Annotated in this window: 15 protein-coding genes; 6 read left to right on the forward strand and 9 right to left on the reverse strand. The window is 70.7% G+C overall.

All coding sequences use genetic code 11. From position 1 onward, the window contains the following. Positions 1-7 precede the first annotated feature (7 nt). The 8 genes from INTCA_RS05770 to INTCA_RS20460 all read right to left on the reverse strand — a co-directional run bounded on the left by INTCA_RS05770 (position 8) and on the right by INTCA_RS20460 (position 9,094). Positions 8-952, reverse strand: coding sequence for an ABC transporter ATP-binding protein (locus INTCA_RS05770; protein WP_013491983.1), 945 nt, complete (start codon positions 950-952; stop codon positions 8-10). Next, positions 945-1,853, reverse strand: a complete 909-nt coding sequence (locus INTCA_RS05775; protein WP_013491984.1) for an ABC transporter permease — start codon at positions 1,851-1,853, stop codon at positions 945-947. The genes INTCA_RS05770 and INTCA_RS05775 overlap by 8 nt, the downstream gene beginning before the upstream one ends. Then, positions 1,843-3,597, reverse strand: coding sequence for a glycosyltransferase family 4 protein (locus INTCA_RS05780; protein ID WP_013491985.1), 1,755 nt, complete (start codon positions 3,595-3,597; stop codon positions 1,843-1,845). Before INTCA_RS05780 ends, INTCA_RS05775 begins: the two co-directional genes overlap by 11 nt. Then, entirely contained in the window at positions 3,590-4,843 is a 1,254-nt protein-coding gene (locus INTCA_RS05785) for a glycosyltransferase family 4 protein (RefSeq protein WP_013491986.1), read from the reverse strand. The genes INTCA_RS05780 and INTCA_RS05785 overlap by 8 nt, the downstream gene beginning before the upstream one ends. 160 nt (positions 4,844-5,003) lie before the next feature. Continuing rightward, on the reverse strand, positions 5,004-6,074 hold the full coding sequence (locus tag INTCA_RS05790) for an LCP family protein (protein WP_013491987.1): 1,071 nt from the start codon (positions 6,072-6,074) through the stop codon (positions 5,004-5,006). Between the two features lie 176 nt (positions 6,075-6,250). Next, positions 6,251-7,252, reverse strand: coding sequence for an IS30 family transposase (locus tag INTCA_RS19445; RefSeq protein WP_148236755.1), 1,002 nt, complete (start codon positions 7,250-7,252; stop codon positions 6,251-6,253). Continuing rightward, entirely contained in the window at positions 7,146-7,838 is a 693-nt protein-coding gene (locus INTCA_RS19805) for a hypothetical protein (protein ID WP_169312896.1), read from the reverse strand. The genes INTCA_RS19445 and INTCA_RS19805 overlap by 107 nt, the downstream gene beginning before the upstream one ends. An 80-nt stretch (positions 7,839-7,918) precedes the next feature. Beyond that, on the reverse strand, positions 7,919-9,094 hold the full coding sequence (locus INTCA_RS20460; protein ID WP_013491988.1) for a PucR family transcriptional regulator: 1,176 nt from the start codon (positions 9,092-9,094) through the stop codon (positions 7,919-7,921). 140 nt (positions 9,095-9,234) lie between these two features. On the opposite strand from INTCA_RS20460, the gene INTCA_RS05805 reads away from it, so the two are divergent. After that, positions 9,235-10,161 (forward strand): proline dehydrogenase family protein, encoded by a 927-nt coding sequence (locus INTCA_RS05805; RefSeq protein ID WP_013491989.1) that lies wholly within the window; start codon positions 9,235-9,237, stop codon positions 10,159-10,161. Positions 10,162-10,241: 80 nt separating this feature from the next. Further along, positions 10,242-11,870, forward strand: coding sequence for an L-glutamate gamma-semialdehyde dehydrogenase (gene pruA, locus INTCA_RS05810; protein WP_013491990.1), 1,629 nt, complete (start codon positions 10,242-10,244; stop codon positions 11,868-11,870). A gap of 676 nt (positions 11,871-12,546) precedes the next feature. Here pruA and INTCA_RS19460 read toward each other — a convergent pair. After that, the gene (locus INTCA_RS19460) at positions 12,547-12,894 is read right to left on the reverse strand and encodes a hypothetical protein (protein WP_148236490.1); all 348 of its coding nucleotides are present in this window, start codon (positions 12,892-12,894) and stop codon (positions 12,547-12,549) included. Between the two features lie 405 nt (positions 12,895-13,299). On the opposite strand from INTCA_RS19460, the gene cysD reads away from it, so the two are divergent. From cysD to INTCA_RS05835, 4 genes are all read left to right on the forward strand, one after another. Beyond that, complete coding sequence (cysD, locus tag INTCA_RS05815; protein ID WP_041307312.1) at positions 13,300-14,289, forward strand: sulfate adenylyltransferase subunit CysD; 990 nt, start codon at positions 13,300-13,302, stop codon at positions 14,287-14,289. After that, positions 14,289-15,644 carry a sulfate adenylyltransferase subunit 1 gene (locus INTCA_RS05820; protein ID WP_013491994.1) on the forward strand — a complete coding sequence of 452 codons (1,356 nt, stop codon included), beginning with the start codon at positions 14,289-14,291 and terminating at the stop codon, positions 15,642-15,644. Before cysD ends, INTCA_RS05820 begins: the two co-directional genes overlap by 1 nt. 927 nt (positions 15,645-16,571) lie before the next feature. Next, positions 16,572-18,650 carry a TCAD7 domain-containing protein gene (locus INTCA_RS05830; protein ID WP_013491996.1) on the forward strand — a complete coding sequence of 693 codons (2,079 nt, stop codon included), beginning with the start codon at positions 16,572-16,574 and terminating at the stop codon, positions 18,648-18,650. A 34-nt stretch (positions 18,651-18,684) separates the two neighbouring features. Further along, the gene (locus INTCA_RS05835; protein ID WP_013491997.1) at positions 18,685-20,301 is read left to right on the forward strand and encodes an esterase/lipase family protein; all 1,617 of its coding nucleotides are present in this window, start codon (positions 18,685-18,687) and stop codon (positions 20,299-20,301) included. The last annotated feature ends 40 nt before the right edge of the window (positions 20,302-20,341 follow it).

Consider the following 20,341-nt stretch of genomic DNA (forward strand, 5'->3'; position numbering starts at 1 on the left):
CTCAAGGCTAGAGGTTGCGGCGGTGGCGGGAGATGTACCTCTTCGAGGTGCTGTCGTGCGGTGCCACGTGGGTCAGTCGCAGCTGCGCTCGGGCGTCGTGCAGGAGCTTCTCCGCCTTCTCGTGCTCACCCTTGGAGACGTTCCAGGCCCACCAGCGGTAGGCGCGCGCGGTCTCGTAGGCAGGTCCGTCCAGCACCATCTCGCCCTTGTGCAGCCAGATCGCTCGTGTGCACATCTCCTCGATGGTCTGGGCGGCGTGGGACACGAGGAAGATGGTGCCCGCCTCGCGGCGGATCTCGGCCATCCGCGCCTCACTCCGCTCCTTGGTGGCCGCGTCACCGGTCGCCAACGCTTCGTCGATGAGGAGGATCTCGGGGCGAGCCGACGCCGCGATGGCGAAGCGCAGTCGTGCCCCCATGCCGGAGGAGTACGTCTTCATCGGCAGGTGGATCGAGTCGCCCAGCCCCGCGAGCTCCACGACGTCGGGGATGGCTTCCCTGACTTCGCGTGGGGTCTTGCCCATGGCGAGCAGGCCGAGCCGCACGTTGGCCAGGCCGGACATCTCTGGCATGAGCGCGGCGTTGACGCCGAGGAAGGACGGCGTGGCCGTGGCGAGCACGGTGCCTCGGGTCGGCGTCTCCAGGCCGGCGATGACCCTCAGGAGCGTGCTCTTGCCGGAGCCGTTGTGGCCGACGACGCCGATCGATTCGCCGGACCTGGCGACGAAGGTGACGTTGCGCACGGCCTTGACGGTGACGTTGCGGGACCAGCCGAGCCGCGACTTCAGCCCACCCGTTCCGCGCTCGCTCGTGGGCACGCGGTAGTGGACCGAGAGGTTGCGGACCATGACGGTCGGCTCCCCGATGGGCACGATGATGCCCTTCTTCGGGGTCTCCTCGGGCATCCCCTCCGGCAGATCCAGGCCCCCGCTGGCCAAGGCTTCCTCAGGCACGGCCGTACTCCTCCTCCGCCTGCCAGAAGTAGAGGAACCCCAGCGCCGGCGTGACGACGGCCCAGGCGCCCAAGGTGAACCAGAGCTTGAGGTCGGGGGTCGTGCCATAGACCAGCAGCTCGCGCGACAGCTCGATCGCACAGTAGGCCGGGTTGAGCTGGACGATCTCGAGCAACGTCGGGTGAGTGATGAACCTTTCCATGGAGAACATCACGCCCGACCCGTAGAGCCAGAAGCGCGAGATGAAGGCGAGCACATGCCGCACGTCCGGGATGGCACTCGTGAGCCGGGCGGCGTAGAAGATCAGCCCGGCGTTGAACATCATCAGGAGCAGGAAGACGAGCGGGAAGAGCGCCCACCGCCACGTGATCACCGCGTGCGGCGGGATCACCGTGATCATCAGCAGCATGGTGATGATGACCGGGATCATCGACAGGGACTCGCGGATGAGTAAGGCGATGGGGATGGCGGCCCGGGGGAAGGAGAACGCCCGGATGAGGTTCTTCCCCGCGTTCATCACGCCGGCGCCCCCGGTGAGCGACCGTGACGTGAAGGAGAACATGAACACGCCGACCAGGAGGAAGCCGATGAAGTTCTCCACGCCGCGGCTCGTGCCCAGAACCAGCCCGAAGATGACGTAGTAGGCGAAGCCGTCGAGGATAGGTCGCCCGATGAGCCAGAGGTTGCCGAGCAGCGTGTCCTTGTTGCCTGAGAAGGCCTTCGCCCGGGCGTCCGCCCAGATGAAGTGCCGACGCTGGTGCAGGCCCCAGACGTAGCGCCCGAGGCTCGGTCGCACCCCCACCGGGGACAGGCGGCTGATGTCGACCCGCTCGAAGTTGACCACGTCGAGCTCGTCCAACGGCGACTGGCGGAGCTGTCGCCGGTGCGAGTCACGCGCCACGGGACACCCCCAACCCTTCATAGATCGCCCGATACGTCTCGGCCTGCGCCCCCCAGGTGCGGGTCCGGGCGAAACGCTGACCGCCAGCACCCAACCGTGCCATGAGGTCCGCGTCCGCTGCCAGTCGACGCAGCGCCGCCGCCAACCCGTGAGGATCGCCAGCAGGAGCCACGAGACCGCTGCCGGGCTCCACGACGACCTCGGCCAGAGCCGGCAGGTCAGAGGCGACCACGGGCCGACCCAGCGCCATCGCCTCGATCGGCTTGAGCGGTGTCACGGTGCGGCAGACCTCGGTGTCGAGGCGCGGCACGACGAAGGCATCCAGCGCCTGGTGCCACCGCACGGCCTCCTCCCGCGGCACCCGCCCCGGCAGCACGATCGCATCCGAGATGTCGAGCCGCTCGGCCAGCCGTCTCAGGCCGGGCCGAGCCACGCCCTCGCCCGCGATGGCGCAGCGCACCGGCAGGCCCTCCTCCCGGAGCAGCGCCACCGCGCGAATGAGCACGTCGAAGCCCTCGTAGTCGACGATCGACGACACCGACCCGACCCAGAAGCCGTCCTGCGGCAGCCCCAGCGACGCGCGCGCCTCGGCGGGCGTCTCAGCGCGCTCGAGCAGGCCGGCGTCCACCGCGTTGGGGACCAGCGAGATCCGCTCCGCCGGCACCCCTTGGGCCACCAGGTCGTCGCGCAGCGCCGTCGACAGGGTCACCACGTGGTCGGCGGCGAGCGCCATCTCGGTCTCGCGGGCGCGGGCGAGCAGGTAGCGCTCGCTCGTCGCGGCGCGCTCCTGGTCCTCCGGCGGCCGCCGTGCGAGCCAGGACTTCTCGAGCTGCCCGCGCACCTCATAGACCCACGGCACCCCGAGCGCGTCAGCGGCCGCCTGGGCGGTGAGCGCGTTGGGGTAGTGCGTCGTCGTGTGGAGCACCGTCGCACCGAACTCGCGCCCTCGCTGCACCACGGCCTCGACCGTCTGCTCGAGCCGGCCCGTCGGCGTCGCGGCCAGCCGCGCCGGCACGACCCGGCGATACGTGATGCCATCCACGACATCGACGTCCTTCGCCTGCGGCAGGCCCACGACGACCGGATATCCGATCCGGGTCATCGCCTCCACCGTCATCCCGGCCGCCTGCTGCGCCCGGAGGATGGCGTGGCTGCGCAGTGAGTAGCCGGACTGCGTCCACGGCAGGGAGTTGATGAGCAGATGAAGCGCCCGTATGCCGCTGGGCTCGCTCCCCGACGCCACCGACCTCGCTGCTGGGGCGGGGAGACGGAACCCCGGCGTGAGGAGGTCGCGCTCGGAAGCGAGCACAGCGGCATACCGCTGACCTCCGCGTCGCGGAGACGTCGACGCGACGGCAGCCGCCTCGCTCACGTCACCTCGCGCCCAGGCGGACCGGGCCCGCAGCAGGGGAGCGGCGTCGAGGGGGGCGGTGCCGCCGAGGACGATGTCGATCTCGGCGCCGACCCGGCGGGCGATGCGCGAGGAGGGCTGCGCGTGCGCGAGCGACTGGCGCGCGTCCGCGGGGTGGTCCGCGAGGAAGTGCGCGAGCGCGTGCCGGACCGATGCGGCTGAGCCCCCGGAGAGCAGCGCGGACGCGACCCGCGACCGGACGGGGGAGGGCAGGCGGCGCAGGGTCTGGACGGACAGCAGCATCGGGTCGTCCTGTGCGTGCCGCGCCGCGGTGCGGCCGAGGAGGACGACGTTGCGGGCGACCGATCGGAGTGCAGTGGACCGGTCAGCCACGGCGGCGCGCGATCCGTTCGAGGACCGCGAGGTACCGCGTCGCCAGGCTGTCGTCGTCGGCGTGGACCTGGGTCCAGCGGCTCGGCTCGGGGCCGACGACGAGGCTGGTCGGGTCGGCCACCATCTTGGCCCACAGCTCGGCCAGGGCGTCCGGGTCGCCCGGGCTCAACGTGGCGCCGGCCCTCGTCTCACGGATGATGCGCGCCGCCTCACCGTCGACGACCCCGGTGATGTGCAGGCCGATCGACATCGCCTCGTACAGCTTGGACGGGACGGTGACCGAGAGCGCCGGCCAGGGTCGGAGGTGGACGAGGAGCGTGTCGGCCCACGCGTAGTGCTCGGCGACCTCGTGACGGGGCACCTGGCCGACCATCTCGATCGGGACGTCACCCTTGGCGGCCATCTCCGCCACGGCCTCATACTCGGCGCCGGCCCCGACAATGCGCAGGCGGATCGGGACCCCAGCGTTGTGGGCGTGGCGCGCGGCGAGCACCGCTGCGCCGAGGCCCTGGGCCCGCCCCACCGTCCCGAGGTAGAGGACGTGCAGCTCGCCGTCCGGCACCCGGGGCAGATGGCGGGGGTAGCGCGGGACCGGGTGGGCGCCGTTGCGGATGACGTGGACCTCGGTCAGGCCCCGGTCGCGCAGGGTCTCGGCGAAGGTGTCGGTCGTCGTGATGACGGCCGCAGAGCGGCGCTGGATGGTCGACATGCCGACGCTCGCGGCCCGGATGAGCTGCGAGTGGACTAGGGCGCGGGCGCGGCCCGGCGGGACGGCGTCCTCATCCCACTCGTTCGCCACGGCGAGCAGGTCCGGCCAGGCGTCCCGCATCTCCGTGACGAGGGGGGCGCGCAGTGCTGCGGCCACGACCGCACCCGAGCCGAGCGTCGGGATGGCCGGCGCCGTGGCGACGACGACATCCGGGCGGTGCCGGTGCAGCCGCTGGATCGAGAGCCGGGTCGTGTCGGCCGCCGTGACGACCTGGTCGACGATGCGCGTGCCCAGGGCATGACCCTGGGTGCGGAAGTGCGCCCGGTGGACGACCTCGCCGTACCGACCGAGGTGGACCTGCCCGGGGCGTGGGTAGGCCGAGTCGTCGATGAGCAGCTCGCGGGGCTGATGGGGCGGCGGCGTGACGACCGTCACGTGATGGCCGCGCTCGCAGAAGCGTCGGACGAAAGCACCCCAGCGCTGCTGCGGTGCTCCGAGCTCAGGCTCGTAGTTGTGCGTGAGGAGCAGGATCCTCATGTGTGAGTGTGAGTTGCGATGTGCGGCACGTGTCGGTCTCTTGCTTCCCCTGTGGTCCCCGGTGCAAGGACCCTCGGGCCGAGGCTACCGGAATCGGGCAATGTGCTCGACCTGAGCGCCTCGACCGGTCGCATCGGCCGTCATTCTTGACCTGGGACGGTCAGTCCTCGTAGTCGTCGACGGTGTCCGTGCGGATCGCCTCACCGAGCGCGTCCATGCCCGCCTCGTCGACGATGTCGATCGACGCGCCCTCGGGGCTCGTGCCGAAACCGGTGAACGGCGCGGTGATGAAACGCACGTCGCGGCCCCGCAGGCCCTTCATCGAGAACGCCTCGGAGCGCATCGTGCCCACGTCGAGGTCCTGGTCGACGATGAGGTTGCTCGTCGCCGCGTCGATGAAGTCCTTGAGCCGGATCGGGTTGGTCAGGGTCTCGGCGCTCAGCGTCTTGAGCATGAGCGCCTTGATGAAGGCCTGCTGGCGACGGCCGCGGGAGATGTCGCCCTCGCTCAGCTGCTTGCGCTGGCGCACGAAGATCAGCGCGGTCTCGCCGTCCATGTGCATGGTGCCCTCGTTGAAGGTGACCCCGTTGCCGGTCGACGCCTCCTCGACCTTGACGTCCACCCCGCCGACCGCGTCGGTCATCCGCTTGAAGCCCTCGAAGTCGACCATGGCGACGTGGTCGACCTCGACACCGAGCAGGTTCTGCATCGTCTGGACGAGCAGCGGAGACCCGCCGAACGCGAAGGCGGCGTTGAGCTTGTTCTTGCCGTGGTCCGGGATCGAGACGTAGAGGTCGCGCGGGAAGTGGATCAGCGTGACGTTGTGCTTGTCCTCCGGGACGTGCACCAGGACCATGACGTCGGATCGCCCGCCGACCCGACCCGGGCCGGCGTCGCTGCCGAGGAGCAGGTAGTTCGTCCCGTTGCCGGCCGGCTGCTCGATGGCCTCTCCGGCGTCGTTCGTCGGTCCCGGGACATCGGGGAGCAGCTGCTCCTGCTTGATGTTCGAGGAGACGATCTGGTTCAGCCAGACGAGGTAGCCGCCCACCGCCAGGACCGGGACGAGGAGCAGGACGAGGGCCGCGACGAGGACGCGCCGGTTGCGGCGCTTCTCCCGCTGCCTCCGGTGCAGGTCGTGGCGGCTGCCCTCACCGTGGAGGAGCTCGCCACCCCCGTCCTCGGGGTCTGCGTAGCCAACGTCGTCGGGCGTGGAGGGGCCATAGGTGGACACGAGGCGTCAGTCTAGGAGACGACGGCGCCGACCTCCCTCGAGTGTGCACTTCGTGCCGGGGCGACCCCTCCCTCGAGTGTGCATTTCCCGCCATGCGTCGTGGGCACGAACTGCACACTCGAGGGGAAGCGAGCTCAGCGGCATACGGCACGAACTGCACACTCGACCGGGCGGTTTCAAGGGGTCGACGCAACACCGGTTGGTCCCTCGGACTGTAGTAGGTCGCGGAGGCGTTCGGCGGGTGTGGCCCAGCCGAGGGTCTTGCGGGGTCGGCCGTTGAGTTCTTGGGCGACGAGTTCGAGCTCTTCGGGGCCATGGACGGTCAGGTCGGTGCCCTTGGGGAAGTACTGGCGAAGCAGCCCGTTGGTGTTCTCGTTGCTGCCGCGCTGCCACGGGGAGGCCGGGTCGCAGAAGTAGACCTGCATGTCGGTGGCCAAGGTGATCTGCTTGTGCGCGGCCATCTCGCTGCCCTGGTCCCAGGTCAGCGACCCGCGCAGGTGCGCGGGCAAGGTGGTGATGCTGGCCAGCAGCGCGTCGCGGACGTGTTCGGCGGTGTGCCCGGCCGGTAGGTGCAGCAGCATGGTGTACCGGGTGGTGCGCTCGACCAGGGTGCCGATCGCGGACTTGTTCAGCTCCCCGGTGATCAGGTCGCCCTCCCAGTGCCCGGGTACGGCGCGGTCCTCGACCTCGGCCGGCCGCTCGGCGATCATCACCATCTCGTCCTTGAACCGGGAGCGGCGGGTCCCGGGCGCGGCGTGGGGTTTGCGCCGGGCCCGGCCGGTGCGTAGCGCCTGGGCGACCTCGCGTCTGAGGCCGCCGCGGGCCTGCAGGTAGAGGGCCTGGTAGATGGTCTCGTGGGACACCCGCATAGTCTCGTCGCCCGGGTTGTCCTGGATCAGCCTGTTGGCGATCTGCTCGGGTGACCAGTGTTGCTCCAGACCCTCCTGCACGTACTGCCGCAGCGGCGAATCCTCGTTCAGCTTCGAGGGTTTCGGCCGGGCCCGGCCAGCGGCGGCGTGCGCGTGCGCGGTCCGGGGCAGGTAGACCCCGGTCACCGTGTGGGCCCGCACCTCACGGCTGACGCTGCTCTTGTGCTTGCCGATCAACCCGGCGATCGCGCTCAGCGTCAGCCGGTTCTGCAGCCCGTCCGCGATCAACAGCCGCTCGCCCAGCGTCAGGTACCGCGCCGGCTCCGACGCCTCGGCCGTCGGCTCGGCGGAGGCACGTGGATCGGTGGAGGCGGGTGGATCGGTGGAGGCGGGTGGATCGGTGGAGGCGGGTGGATCGGGCGAGGGTGAGGCCACGGCTGGTCACCCACTGGTCATACCAGCGCGAGCCGGTCGTCTCGTGGATGCCGACTCGTGTGGCCGCGGCCCGAAGGTGGATGCCCTGCTCGAGCAGGGCGTGGAACTGCTCCTTGGCCGTCGCCGCTTGAGCCCGCCGCTGCGCCAGCGGCACCACCGCCGGCACCGCCCCAGCCCGGCGCAGGATGGACCGCGCCGCGTCCCGGCCCACCCCGCCGGCCTCGGCCGCCCGGTCCACGCTGCCCGACGCCTCGAACCCGACGAGCACCGCGTGCCGATGTTCCGCGGTGACCCTGGTGCGCTTGACCGGCGAGCCCAGCCCGAGCGAGCGCAGCACCTCACACGCCCAGCTCGGCGAGACCCCCAGCTGCCGCGCCGCCTCGACCACGGCCATCCCCTGGTCCTTGAGGGCCAGCAGATCCGCCAGCCACCCAGGCCGCTGCTCCCACACTTCCACCATCCTGCAACTCCTTCGGTATCGAAGGTGTTGCGTCGACCCCTTGAACCCGCCCCGGGAGCCAGCCCAGCGGCATACGGCAGCTATTGCACACTCGACGGGGGTGGGGAGGAGAGGACGGGGGCGAGCTTGAGGGCGAGGTGCAGGGAGAGTCGGTCCTCGCCGTTGCCCAGGTCGAGCCCGGTGATCTCGGCGATGCGCCGCAGCCGGTAGTAGGCCGTCTGGCGGTGGATGCCCAGCCGCTGCGTGGTGCGCTGGATGCTGCCCGCCTCGTCGAGGTAGACGAGGGCCGTGCGCGCCAGCTCTGGGTCTCCGTGCGCGAGGAGGCGACGGGCCGGGGCGTCGAGAAGGGCGGCGGCGAGGTCGTCCTCGGAGGCCGAGCCGAGCAGCCGGAAGGGGCCCAGACTCTCCCACCTCACGGCGGCGTCGCCTGTCCTGAGCCTCGCGACGCGGGTGCCGATGACCGCCTGGCGGTGGCTCGTCCGAGCCGCGCGCACCGACGACTGAGGGGCGCCGATGCCGATGAGGAGCCGCTCGGTCGCGGCGGTCGGCCCGGACTCGTTGTGCTCACGCGCCTGCGTGGCGACCCGCCCCAGGAGGGTCAGGTCGCTCTGGTCGGCCAGCCGGATGACGAGTGTGGCCCGGCCGGGACGGATCGTCGCCAGGACCTCGCGCGGGAGGGACCACACGTTGAGCGGGACTGCGGACCTCGACTCCTCGAGGCGGATCTCCATCACGACGACCCACTCACCGACTGCGACGAGCTCGCGTTCGAGGAGCTCGTCCGCCGCCGCCTGCGAGCGTGACAGGTCAGGGGAGAGGAGGGCCTCGAGCAGGATCGCGACGTCGAGTCGGCCCAGGGCGCGCTGGGCCAGCACTGCGCCGGCCTCGTCGGCGAGATGGGCCACCTCCGGGATGGACGGGTTGGCGCTGACGCTGCCGTCGGGGTCGATGACCCAGAGGTAGCCGTAGGTCACGCCCTTCCACCGGACCGGGAAGCAGAGTCGGCCGAGGATGCCGCTCGATGGGTCCGGCGGAGTGCGCACCGGGCCCTCGGCGGTCGCGATCCCGAACTGCTCGAACCACGACCGGACCTCGGCGGACGACCCGCGCTCCAGGATCGAGCGTTGGCGCACCAGGTCGATGTCCGGGCGTTGGCTGTGGAAGGCGACGAGGTGGAAGTCGCGGTCCTCGAGCAGGGCCGAGTGGTCGAGCAGGCGTGAGGCGAGGTCGACGATGTCCTGCACGTCGCGCGTCACGTGACTCCCTCCCTGGACCAGCCAGGTCGTCAGACGAATGTCTGAATGTTAGCTGCTGAAGTCCGTACGTCTGTGTCGTGACGCCAAGAGTGACCTCGCCCTAGCGTCGCTCCTGTCCACCTCACGTCAAGGAGCTCCCCGTGCTCGGTCCTGCCCTGCTCGCCGCCTCGAGGTCGCCTCGAGTCCGCACCCTCGTGTCCACGTCGCCGGTCTCGCGCAGGCTGGTCGACCGCTTCGTCGCCGGCGAGGCCCCGACCGACGCCCTGGCCGCGGTGCGCGCCCTGACCGAGCGCGGCCTCAGCGTCACCATCGACCACCTCGGTGAGGACACGACCGAGCGGTCCCAGGCCGAGGCGACGAGAGACGCCTACACGGCCCTGCTGGCCAAGCTCTCGGCTGAGGGCCTCGCCGCGGGCGCGGAGGTCTCGCTCAAGCTGTCCGCGCTCGGCCAGGCCCTGCCTCACGAGGGCGGGCGCCTCGCGCTCGACAACGCCCGCGCGATCTGCGCGGCCGCCGACGGGGCCGGCACGACGGTCACCCTCGACATGGAGGACCACACGACCGTCGACTCGACCCTGTCGATCCTCGCGGCCCTGCGCGGCGACTTCCCGTGGGTCGGCGCCGTGGTCCAGTCCGCCCTCTTCCGGACCGAGGCCGACGTGCGCGACCTCGCCCACCCCGGCTCCCGCGTCCGGCTCGTCAAGGGCGCCTACCGGGAGCCGCGCACCGTCGCGCACGCCCGCAAGCCCGAGGTGGACGCCGCCTACCGGCGCTGCCTCGCCGTGCTCTTCGCGGAGGGCGCCTACCCGATGGTGGCCAGCCACGACCAGACGATGATCGACGAGGCGAACCGCCTGGCTGCGCAGCACGGTCGCAGCACCGACGACTACGAGCTGCAGATGCTCTACGGGATCCGCACCGCCGAGCAGGACCGCCAGGTGGCCGAGGGCCGGCGGGTGCGGGTCTACCTGCCGTACGGCCAGGACTGGTACGGCTACTTCATGCGGCGCCTCGCCGAGCGACCGGCCAACGTCGGTTTCTTCCTGCGCGGCCTCGTCGCCCGCTGAGGCGGCCACACCACTCCCGCACCACCCCCCGCCACTCCCGCAGCACCTCGAGCGCCCGCACCAAGGAGACCCGAACGCCCATGGACGCAGTGACCCACGTGCCCGCCCCGATCAACGAACCGGTACTCGACTACGCCCCCGGCTCACCCGAGCGAGCCTCCCTCGAGGTGGCCCTGGCTGATCTCGCGTCCACCCAGGTCGAGCTGCCACACGTCATCGGCGGCCGGCGGGTCACCGGCGCCGGCGAGGAGATCTCGGTGCGCCAGCCGCACGCGCACGCGAAGGTGCTCGGCACGATGCGCAACGCCACCGTGGCCGAGGGCCAGTCCGCCGTCGACGCGGCCAAGGCGGCCGCCCCGATGTGGCGGGAGCTCGCCTTCGACGACCGGGCCGCGATCCTGCTCAAGGCCGCGGAGCTGCTGGCCGGGCCGTGGCGCGCGCGGCTGAACGCCGCGACGATGCTCGGCCAGTCCAAGACGGCCTACCAGGCCGAGATCGACGCGGCCTGCGAGCTGATCGACTTCTGGCGGATCAACGTCCACTTCGCCCGGCAGATCCTCGAGGACCAGCCGCTGCTCAACAGCAAGGGCGTCTGGAACCGCTCCGACTACCGGCCGCTCGAGGGCTTCGTCTACGCGATCACCCCGTTCAACTTCACCGCCATCGCGGGCAACCTGCCGACCGCTCCCGCGCTGATGGGCAACACGGTCGTGTGGAAGCCGAGCCCCACGCAGCAGCTCGCTGCGTCGTTGACGATGGAGCTGCTGGAGGCGGCCGGCATGCCCCCGGGTGTCATCAACTTGGTCACCGGCGACGGGATCAACGTCTCTGCGGCCGCGCTCCGCGACCCCGACCTGGCCGGGATCCACTTCACCGGGTCGACGCCGACCTTCCAGCACCTCTGGGCCGAGGTCGGGACCAACCTGCAGCGCTACCGGACCTACCCGCGCCTCGTCGGGGAGACCGGCGGCAAGGACTTCATCCTCGCCCACCCGTCCGCGGACCCGGCGGTGCTGCGCACGGCGATGATCCGTGGCGCGTTCGAGTACCAGGGCCAGAAGTGCTCGGCCGCCTCGCGCGCCTACGTGCCCGCCTCGGTGTGGAAGCTGATCCGCGACGAGCTCGTCGAGATCACCAACGGGCTCACGCAGGGTGACGTCACCGACCTGTCCAACTTCATGGGCGCCGTCATCGACGACCGCGCGTTCGCCAAGCACCGCGACGCGATCGACCGGGCCCACGCCACCGACGGCATCGAGGTCATCGCGGGTGGCACCTACGACGACTCGGTCGGCTACTTCGTTCGCCCGACCGTCCTCGAGATCGGCGACCCGACCGACGAGTCGTTCCGCACCGAGTACTTCGGGCCGATCCTGTCCGTGCACGTCTACGACGACGCCGACTACGACCGGGTGCTCGACCAGATGGAGCGGTTCGCGCCCTTCGGCCTGACCGGCTCGATCGTCGCCCAGGACCGCCGGGTCATCGCCGACGCCACCCGCCGCCTGCGCTTCGCGGCGGGCAACTTCTACATCAACGACAAGCCGACCGGCGCGGTCGTCGGGCAGCAGCCCTTCGGTGGCGGCCGGGCGTCCGGCACGAACGACAAGGCCGGCGCCGCGCAGAACCTGCTCCGCTGGACGAGCGTCCGCTCGATCAAGGAGACCTTTGTCCCCCCGACGAACCACACCTACCCGCACATCGGCTGAGGCCCCCACCCGCCAGCCCCGCCACGTCGCGAGGCGCCACCAGACGCCCGCGCTCGACGACTGCTTCACGGGCGGGACGGTGCCCGGTCAGGGCGGCAATCACCACAGAGCTGTCGACGACGATCACCGACCACGCCCCGCACGCACGACCTCGACGATGTCCTCAACCTTGACCGCAAGCTCAGGTGCGGACCACAGCAGATCGGCGTTGCGAAGACCACAGGCGTCCGTGCAAGTACGGGGCGACGGCAAGACGCAAGAAGGCCCCCATGGCCCCTCGCGCCGGTGAGGCGGGAGGGGCCGTTCTCTACGTGTGAGGACCGTCGTCGCTCAGCGCTCGTTTCTGAATGGCAGGTGCGGCCGCTCATGCGACCGTGAGGGTTTGTCCTGCGTTTGATGCCGCTAAGGCGCCGTGTCTGACGTGGAGCCCGGAGCCACGTCGTGATGATCCGTAGGCTCGGTGCTCTGGAGGGGCCAAATGATGAGTGCGAGGCCGACCAAAGTCAATATATGGGTCCACCAGCCTCTGCCCCATAACGTGAACGCTACCAATAGCAGGACGAAACCTGGGATGGCGTACCGCATATAGCGGACAGTGCGGATTGCGGCCCAATTTCGAGCGCGAAAAGTCACGAGGACTCCCGATCTGTGAATGGCGTCTGTAGTGAGTTCATCACTAGATACCCCAACGGACGGCCCGGATGAGTTGCCAAGCAGGCTTCACCTTGGAAACGAGGAAAGCTTCCAAGGCAATGCTGCAGATGAAGTTGCGGAAACTGGGGTCCTTGAACCAGTCCGGGGCTGGCCCGCCAACAGAGATGTTTGGATCCGTGCCTTCGCCCTCGCCGTCCTGATCTGTTGGAATGGGCTGTTCAGGCCGGTAGGCCGAATCCTTGAACCAGTCCGGGGCGGGGCCGCCGACGGGCACATTCGGGTCCTCGGACCCTGGCCCGTTTACGGGGGTGCCCTTCGCGACCGTCTGGCCGCGACTGGGTGCTGGCTCGGCCGCGACTGCGGTGCCCATCGGTAGTACGAGGGCGGTGGCGATTAGAGCGACGAGGAACCTCGCTCTTCCCATATCAAACTCCGTCCATCAGGGAGTCCCCTCTGAGACCCCGAGGCCTGTGATTCTGCTTGGGCGAAGGGGCCCGGGAACACCACTGAGAGAAAGAAATTACCTGAACCTGTGCAAACTTTACTAAACATACACTGAATGAGGCAACCGTCAGCAAGCTACGGGAACCACGGCAAGGCGCTCGAGCCAGTTGCTGGCCGCTCCAAAGCCGGGCCCAGAGAGGACACGATGCGGTGCCGGTGGGCGCCTGCCGCCTCCGCGTCCGTGAGGAGGATCTCCCACGAGCCGAGTGGGAATCGCCCGGATCGTGGAACCAACCGACTCGGCATAATCGAGCGTTATACATTGCATTACATGACGGTCACCGAGGTCCCCAGCCCCGCGCGCGATCAAACGCTCCGCGCGGATGCGAGCCCAGCGGCATACAGCACTCCTGAGCGCGAGCCGGCCCGGCGCCTGACCCAGCTCGACGCGCTCGAGGCGGAGTCGATCCAGGTCATCCGCGAGATCGCCGCCGAGCTCGAGCGGCCGGCGCTGCTCTTCAGCGGTGGCAAGGACTCGGTCGTCATGCTCCACCTCGCGGTCAAGGCGTTCTGGCCGGCGCCGATCCCGTTCCCGGTCCTCCACGTCGACACGGGCCACAACTTCCCCGAGGTGCTCGCCTATCGCGACGAGACCGTCGAGCGGCTCGGGCTGCGGCTCGAGGTCGCGAGCGTGCAGGACTACATCGACGACGGGCGGCTGCGCGAGCGCGCCGACGGCACGCGCAACCCGCTCCAGACGATCCCACTGCTCGACGCGATCAACGAGCACCGCTTCGGCGGCGTCTTCGGCGGCGGTCGGCGCGACGAGGAGAAGGCGCGCGCCAAGGAGCGCATCGTCAGCCTGCGCGACGAGTTCGGCCAGTGGGACCCGAAGAACCAGCGCCCCGAGCTGTGGAACCTCTACAACCCGCGGCACCGCCCCGGCGAGCACGTCCGCGTGTTCCCGATCAGCAACTGGACCGAGCTCGACATCTGGCGCTACATCGAGCGCGAGGACATGCCGCTCGCCCCGCTCTACTACGCCCACGAGCGCGACGTCTTCCAGCGCGACGGGATGTGGCTCGCCGTCGGGCCGGTGTCCCAGCCCCGCGAGGGCGAGACCGTCGAACGGCGCGTCGTGCGCTACCGCACCGTCGGCGACATGTCCTGCACGGGAGCCGTGGACTCCCCGGCGGCGACGAACGCCGAGATCGTCGCCGAGGTCGCCGCGTCCACGCTGACCGAGCGCGGGGCCACCCGCGCCGACGACCGGATCTCCGAGGCCGCCATGGAGGACCGCAAGAAAGAGGGGTACTTCTGATGACCACCCACACCATTCCGTATGCCGCTGGGCTCGGTGAGCGCGGACTGTTGCGTCTCGCGACGGCTGGGTCAGTCGACGACGGCAAGTCGACGTTGGTCGGGCGGCTCCTCCATGACACCAAGTCGGTGCTGTCGGACCAGCTGGCTGCTGTCGAGCGCGTGTCCCGTGACCGTGGGCTGACTGCCGCTGACCTGGCCCTGTTGACCGACGGCCTGCGCGCGGAGCGCGAGCAGGGCATCACCATCGACGTCGCCTACCGGTACTTCGCGACCGCCACGCGCTCCTTCGTCCTCGCCGACTGCCCCGGCCACGTGCAGTACACCCGCAACACCGTGACCGGGTCCTCGACCGCGGACGTGCTCGTCCTCCTCGTCGACGCGCGCAAGGGCGTCCTCGAGCAGACCCGCCGGCACCTCGCCGTGGCCGCACTGCTCCGCGTGCCGCACGTCGTCGTCGCGGTCAACAAGATCGACCTCGTCGGGTTCGCGCAGGACGTCTTCGAGCGCGTCGAGGCCGAGGTGCAGTCCGTGGCCCGCGACCTCGGCGTCGCTGAGGCGCAGGCGATCCCGGTGTCCGCTCTCGACGGTGACAACATCGTCGACCGGTCGACCCGGACACCCTGGTACACCGGTCCGGCGCTGCTCGAGCTGCTCGAGGCGCTGCCGCCGTCCGAGGACGTGCGGGCTGAGTCCTTCCGGCTGCCGGTGCAGCTCGTCATCCGGCCCCAAGGCGCGGCCGTCTCCGAGGAGCACCGCGAGTACCGCGGCTACGCCGGGGCGGTGGCGTCCGGAGTCATCCGCCTGGGGGACGAGGTCGTCGTCCTGCCCTCGGGCCAGCGCTCCCGCGTCGTCGGGATCGACCTCGGGTCCGAGTCGCTGTCGGAGGCCTTCGCCCCGCAGTCGGTGACGCTGCGTCTGGCGGACGAGATCGACATCTCACGGGGTGACATCATCGCCGCGGCCGAGGGCGCGCCGGAGCCGACCCAGGACATCGAAGCCGTCGTCTGCTGGCTCGGTGACGCGGCGCTGCGTCCGGGCCAGCGGCTCCTGCTCAAGCACGGAGCCCGCACCGTGCAGGCCTTCGTGCGGTCGCTCGACGGGGTGCTCGACCTCGACGACCTGCACGCCGTGTCGGCAGAGTCCCTGTCCCTCAACGACATCGGCTGTGTCACGCTGCGGCTGGCGGCCCCCGTCCCCGTCGAGGACTATGCGGTGTCGCGGCGCGGGGGCTCGTTCCTGCTCATCGACAGCCACGACGGCCGGACGCTCGCGGCCGGCATGGTCGGGGCCACGCTGCCCTCCGCCCCGCCGGCCCCCGTGGCCCCGGAAGGCGACGAGGACTTCGACATCTGACGGCTCCTCCGCTAGAGCTCTACGGGGAGGCGGCCGGTGGGGCGACCACCCTCAACGAGGTGGCCTGGCGTGCCGCCAGCCTGGTCACCCACCTCTTCTCCCGCAGGATGGCCTGCTGAATAAATGTGTTGCGTCGGACCATTCTGTCTGGCCTACTCGAAGGTGAGAGTTTCCCACCCAACAACTCTCGAGGAGAAATACACCATGCAGATCGATTCGATGATCCCGACACCCGTCGGGTCGGACGCCCCGGGCGTCCTCGCTTCGATCGTCTGAGCACGAATCGCCTTGACTCCCTGACGGTTTCGGGCCCGCGCAACGACGATCCGCAGCGTTGACGCTTCTGGGGCCACCTTCGTACTTCTCATCAAATCGGCACGACTGTCACACATTGGCGCATTACGCCGTCGACGTATCAGCCGGCCCCCGCCGCATTCCTAGTGAGCAGTACGTCAGCCAGAACCATTCTTGAAACAGGGAGATTCCGATGTTTGAGCACTTTGCAGAATTCGAGATAAATGAGCGCGTGCGTCAGGCGCACCGAGAGGCGGAGCAGTTCCGTCGCCAGTCGGCCCCTCGTGAGCCCCGGGTGCGTCGGTCCTGGTGGCCCCGCCGCGGCGGTTCCGCGGTCCAGGTCCCGTCGCTCCAGCTCCCGTCCGCGCCCCGGCGCATCGCCCCGGCCGAGTGACACGCCCACTCGCCACACCGCTCCTGCCGCACTGACCCGTCACACGGGTCAGTGCGGCAGTCGTTCATCGGCTGCTCCCTCTCGACGGGTGGTCAGCGGAAGATTCGCGGATTCAGCCACCTGAGAGGACAGACGCGCCTATCGTCGAAAGATCCAGACGCGTGTCGCCGGGGAGGCCGCGATGAAGGAGCTCCAGCACCGCGGTCGCCGACCATCCCTCCAGCTGGTGAGGAGCCATCATGTTCACCTCCGCCATCGTCCTGCCGGCCACCCTGACGCCGGAGCTCGCGCTGGAAAGGCTCGCGCCCCTCTCCGATGAGGCTCCGGTCGTGGTTCGTCGCGAGGAGGGTGGGGCGACGTACGTCTACGACTTCACCGTGGGCAGCCTCCGGGCGGCGTTGCGCGGCAACCCTGCCCCGACGCTCACCTTGGCCCTCGGCCTCCACGAGTGGCAGGCCAGCCGTCAGGTCGACCTGCGCACCACCTCGGTCGCCGACGCGGATCGCGCCGCGGCGACCGGCCGCACCGTCGTGGTCCAGGGCGACGACATCCTCGGCATCCTCCTGCCGGGGCGGGGTACCCGCGGCGGCTCCGGTGGGACCCGCAGCGTCGACCTGCCCATGGCGCCCCCGCCGCCGGCAGCCCCGCCGCCCGCGGCTCCGCCGGCACCTGCACCACCCACTGAGCGGGCGGTGCCCCGGGAACCGAGCCCAGCGGCATACGACGCCTTCTTCCGGGCGTACCCCCGGGTGGCGGCACCCGACGCGGTGACGGCAGGACAGCAGTTCACCGTGGAGGTCGGCTTCAGCGAGACGGGCGCACCGGGCGCGGTGCCCTTCACCGTGGCGGCTCCGCGCGACCGGCAGGACCTGCCGTTCACCGTGTCGGTGATGGGGCACGGCCTCGCCTTCCCGGAGGGTGTCCGCCGCGAGATGACGGTGTCGAGATCGGCGCCGGAGGCGGCGACGGTCACCTTCGCGGTCGTCGCGCAGCCCGTCGAGACCGACGTCGTGCGGGTGATCGAGGTGTCGTACGAGTGCGACGGCAACGTCGTCGGGCGGGCCTGGCGCGAGATCCACGTCGGCGCGGTCGCCACCCCCGCGCCGACGACCCCGCCGCTGGAGGGTGGGACGAGCCTCGCCCCGACCTCGGACGTGCCGGCGCCGCACATCACGGTCGAGGTCCGCAACCGGCAGGGGGACGCCCAGCTCGAATGGCTGCTGCACACGCGCTACACCGACATCGCGTTGCCCGCGGGGCGCATCACGACCGACCTCGGCAACGAGTCGGCCCGCGAGTTCGCCGTCCAGCTGATGAACCAGCTTCCCGCCCAAGCCGGCTCGGCCTTCCTCCGCAAGACCATCACGGGGATCGGGCGGGCGGTCACCGGGGCGGTGCCGGCGGAGTTCTGGGAGCTCTTCGCGCAGGTCTGGCAACGCGCGAAGGCCGAAGGGGAGGTGCCGAGCATCCTCATCGTCACCAACGAGCCGTACGTCCCGTGGGAGCTCGCGTGGGTGGGCGAGGACATCGTCGACCCTGCCGACCTCCCTCCCGAGGAGCCGGGAGAAAGCGTCGGTATGCCGCTGGGTTGCCTCTGTCGGGTAGGCCGCTGGGTGCCCCCCATCACCCGGACACCCCGCGGTGGCGACCGGCCCGCCACGCCGCCCCCGACCCGGGCCTCGGCGGCGTCGATGGCCGTCGTCATCGGCGACTACGCGTCCGACACCAACCTGCGCCCGCTGCCGGAGGCGATCGAGGAGGGCAAGGCCATCGCGCTCGCCTACGGTGCGTTGCCGCTCAAGGCGACCGAGGAGGACTTCGACCGGCTGCTGAGCAACGAGCTCGTGCGCAACGGCGCGCCCTTCGGACCGACCGCGGTGCACGTCGCGGCCCACGGCGAGGTGAGCCCCACCCTGCAGCAGTACACGGGGATCATCCTCAGCGCGTCCCAGCGCCGCCTCGACCCGTTCATCGTGCAGGGCTCCTCGTTGACCCGCGAGACGAAACCGTTCATCTTCCTCAACGCCTGCCAGGTGGGGACCGCCGGGTCGGTGCTCAGCGACTACGGCGGCATGGCGGGAGCGTTCGTCGCGGAGGGCTGCAGCGGCTACGTCGCGCCCCTGTGGAACGTCAACGACCTCGTCGCGCGACAGTTCGCCGAGGAGTTCTACGCGGCGGCACTGAAGGACGGGACGTCCGTGGCGGAGTCGCTGCGACAGCTGCGCAGCCGGTACGCCACCGACTGGGACCAGCAGACCGCCACCCCGCTGGCCTACGTCTTCTACGGACACCCCGAGCTGACGTTCGAGACGTCGTGAACCTGACCTGGTAACCACTCGGATCGGAGGACGCATGGCAGAGCTGGACGGAAGTGCGCGACGAGTCGACCTCGGACGAGGCGTCGTCATCATGGCCCCCGGCCTGCGGGGGAGTGCCCAGGTGCAGGAGGGCACCCTCGGCGGACGGTCGGGGGAGCCGGAGCGGACCACGGGCGCCCTGCAGGAGGCCCTCGACCGGGCGGGCATGCGGCAGCTCGTGGCTGTGGAGGTGGAGGCCACGCCGGCACCCGGCCCTGGCGGGCCAGGGGGAGCCGCGGGAGGCGGTGGCGGGGCTGCCCCGGGGCGCGCCGGCGAGGTACGCACCGCGGCCGGCGAGCCCGGGATGGTGCTCGACGTGCCGGACCTCGGGCCGACGCGTGGGCAGGTGCTGCTCCTCGTCGACGAGGCCGGGGTGCCGAGCTGGCACTACCCGGAGCAGCCGCGGACCGACGCCTCGGGTGGGCCGGGCGGGCCGGGTGGACCGGGCGGGCCCTCGGGAGGTGCGTCCCGCGGCGGAGCGGCCACGGTGCGGTTCGTCGTGCCCAGCGCCGTTGCGACCCCGCAGGTCGCTGAGGGGCAGGACACCCCTGTCGGTGACCGGTCCCTCATCACGCTGATCGGCAAGAAGGTTCTCTCGGTTCTCGTCTACCCGATCCTCGACGAGCTGGTCGGCGCAGCCGCGCGGGTCATCGCCGGCAGATGGGAGGACGCCCGGCGCCCGACCCGGCTGCGGGACTTCGGGCCCGCGGTCCACAGCTCGGCTGTCTCCGGGTCGGCCGCGGGAGACGGGTTCGATGCGGCCGGGCTGACCTCCGGTCGGGCCCTGCTCTTCGTGCACGGCACGTTCAGCACCAGCCACGGCTCCTTCGCCGCCGTGCCCACGCCGACGATGGAGGCGCTCGCCTCTCACTACCAGGGGCGCGTCTTCGCGCTCGACCACCCGACCCTGTCGGTCGACCCGACCCGGAACGCCCTGGAGCTGACCCGCCTGGTCCGCGCCATCGGGCCGGACGCGTCCCTCGACGTGGACCTCGTCTGCCACAGCAGGGGCGGTCTCGTCGCTCGGGCCCTGGCCGAGGTCGGCTCGCAGTCCGGTGGACGGGTCACGGTGGGGCGCACGGTCTTCGTCGCCTCGCCCAACGGCGGCACGCCGCTCGCCGACGGGGACCACATGGGGGCGTGGGTCGACCGCATGACGGCGCTGCTCAACCTCGCCCCGCCCGGGCCGTGGTCGGTGGTCACCGACGTGCTGGACGGGGTGCTCGAGGTCGTCAAGGTCATCGGTCAGGGTGCCCTCGGCGGTCTGCCGGGGCTCGCCTCGATGCGTCCCGGCGGCGAGTTCCTCGGGGGGATCGCGACCGCTGCCCCGGATCCGAGCCGGCTCTACGCGATCGACGCCGACTTCGAGCCGACCGGCTCGCTGGCGGCGCTCTGGCGGCTGCCGGAGTCGTTGCTGGACAAGGTCTTCGATGACCAGGCCAACGACGGGGTGGTGCCCACCGCAGGGGTCGGGTTCGTCGACGGGCCGCTGGGGTTCCGGGTCAGCGACGGACAGGCGCTGCACCTCAGGTCGGACACCGGGACGTGGCACTGCTCGTTCTTCACCGAGCCCCGGGTCTCCGAAGCGCTGACGAGCTGGCTCCCCGGCTGACCGTGCGGGCTCACCTCGGACGGGGAGTTGGCCGGGAGTG

The sequence above is a fragment of the Intrasporangium calvum DSM 43043 genome (assembly GCF_000184685.1).
GTDB lineage: Bacteria > Actinomycetota > Actinomycetes > Actinomycetales > Dermatophilaceae > Intrasporangium > Intrasporangium calvum.

Coding starts and splice junctions, on each gene's coding strand:
- INTCA_RS05785 (WP_013491986.1), bottom strand. CDS start 4,843: ATGAGGATCCTGCTCCTCACGCACAACTACGAGCCTGAGCTCGGAGCA.
- INTCA_RS19805 (WP_169312896.1), bottom strand. CDS start 7,838: ATGGTGGAAGTGTGGGAGCAGCGGCCTGGGTGGCTGGCGGATCTGCTG.
- pruA (WP_013491990.1), top strand. CDS start 10,242: ATGGACGCAGTGACCCACGTGCCCGCCCCGATCAACGAACCGGTACTC.
- INTCA_RS19460 (WP_148236490.1), bottom strand. CDS start 12,894: ATGGGCACCGCAGTCGCGGCCGAGCCAGCACCCAGTCGCGGCCAGACG.
- cysD (WP_041307312.1), top strand. CDS start 13,300: ATGACGGTCACCGAGGTCCCCAGCCCCGCGCGCGATCAAACGCTCCGC.
- INTCA_RS05820 (WP_013491994.1), top strand. CDS start 14,289: ATGACCACCCACACCATTCCGTATGCCGCTGGGCTCGGTGAGCGCGGA.
- INTCA_RS05830 (WP_013491996.1), top strand. CDS start 16,572: ATGTTCACCTCCGCCATCGTCCTGCCGGCCACCCTGACGCCGGAGCTC.
- INTCA_RS05835 (WP_013491997.1), top strand. CDS start 18,685: ATGGCAGAGCTGGACGGAAGTGCGCGACGAGTCGACCTCGGACGAGGC.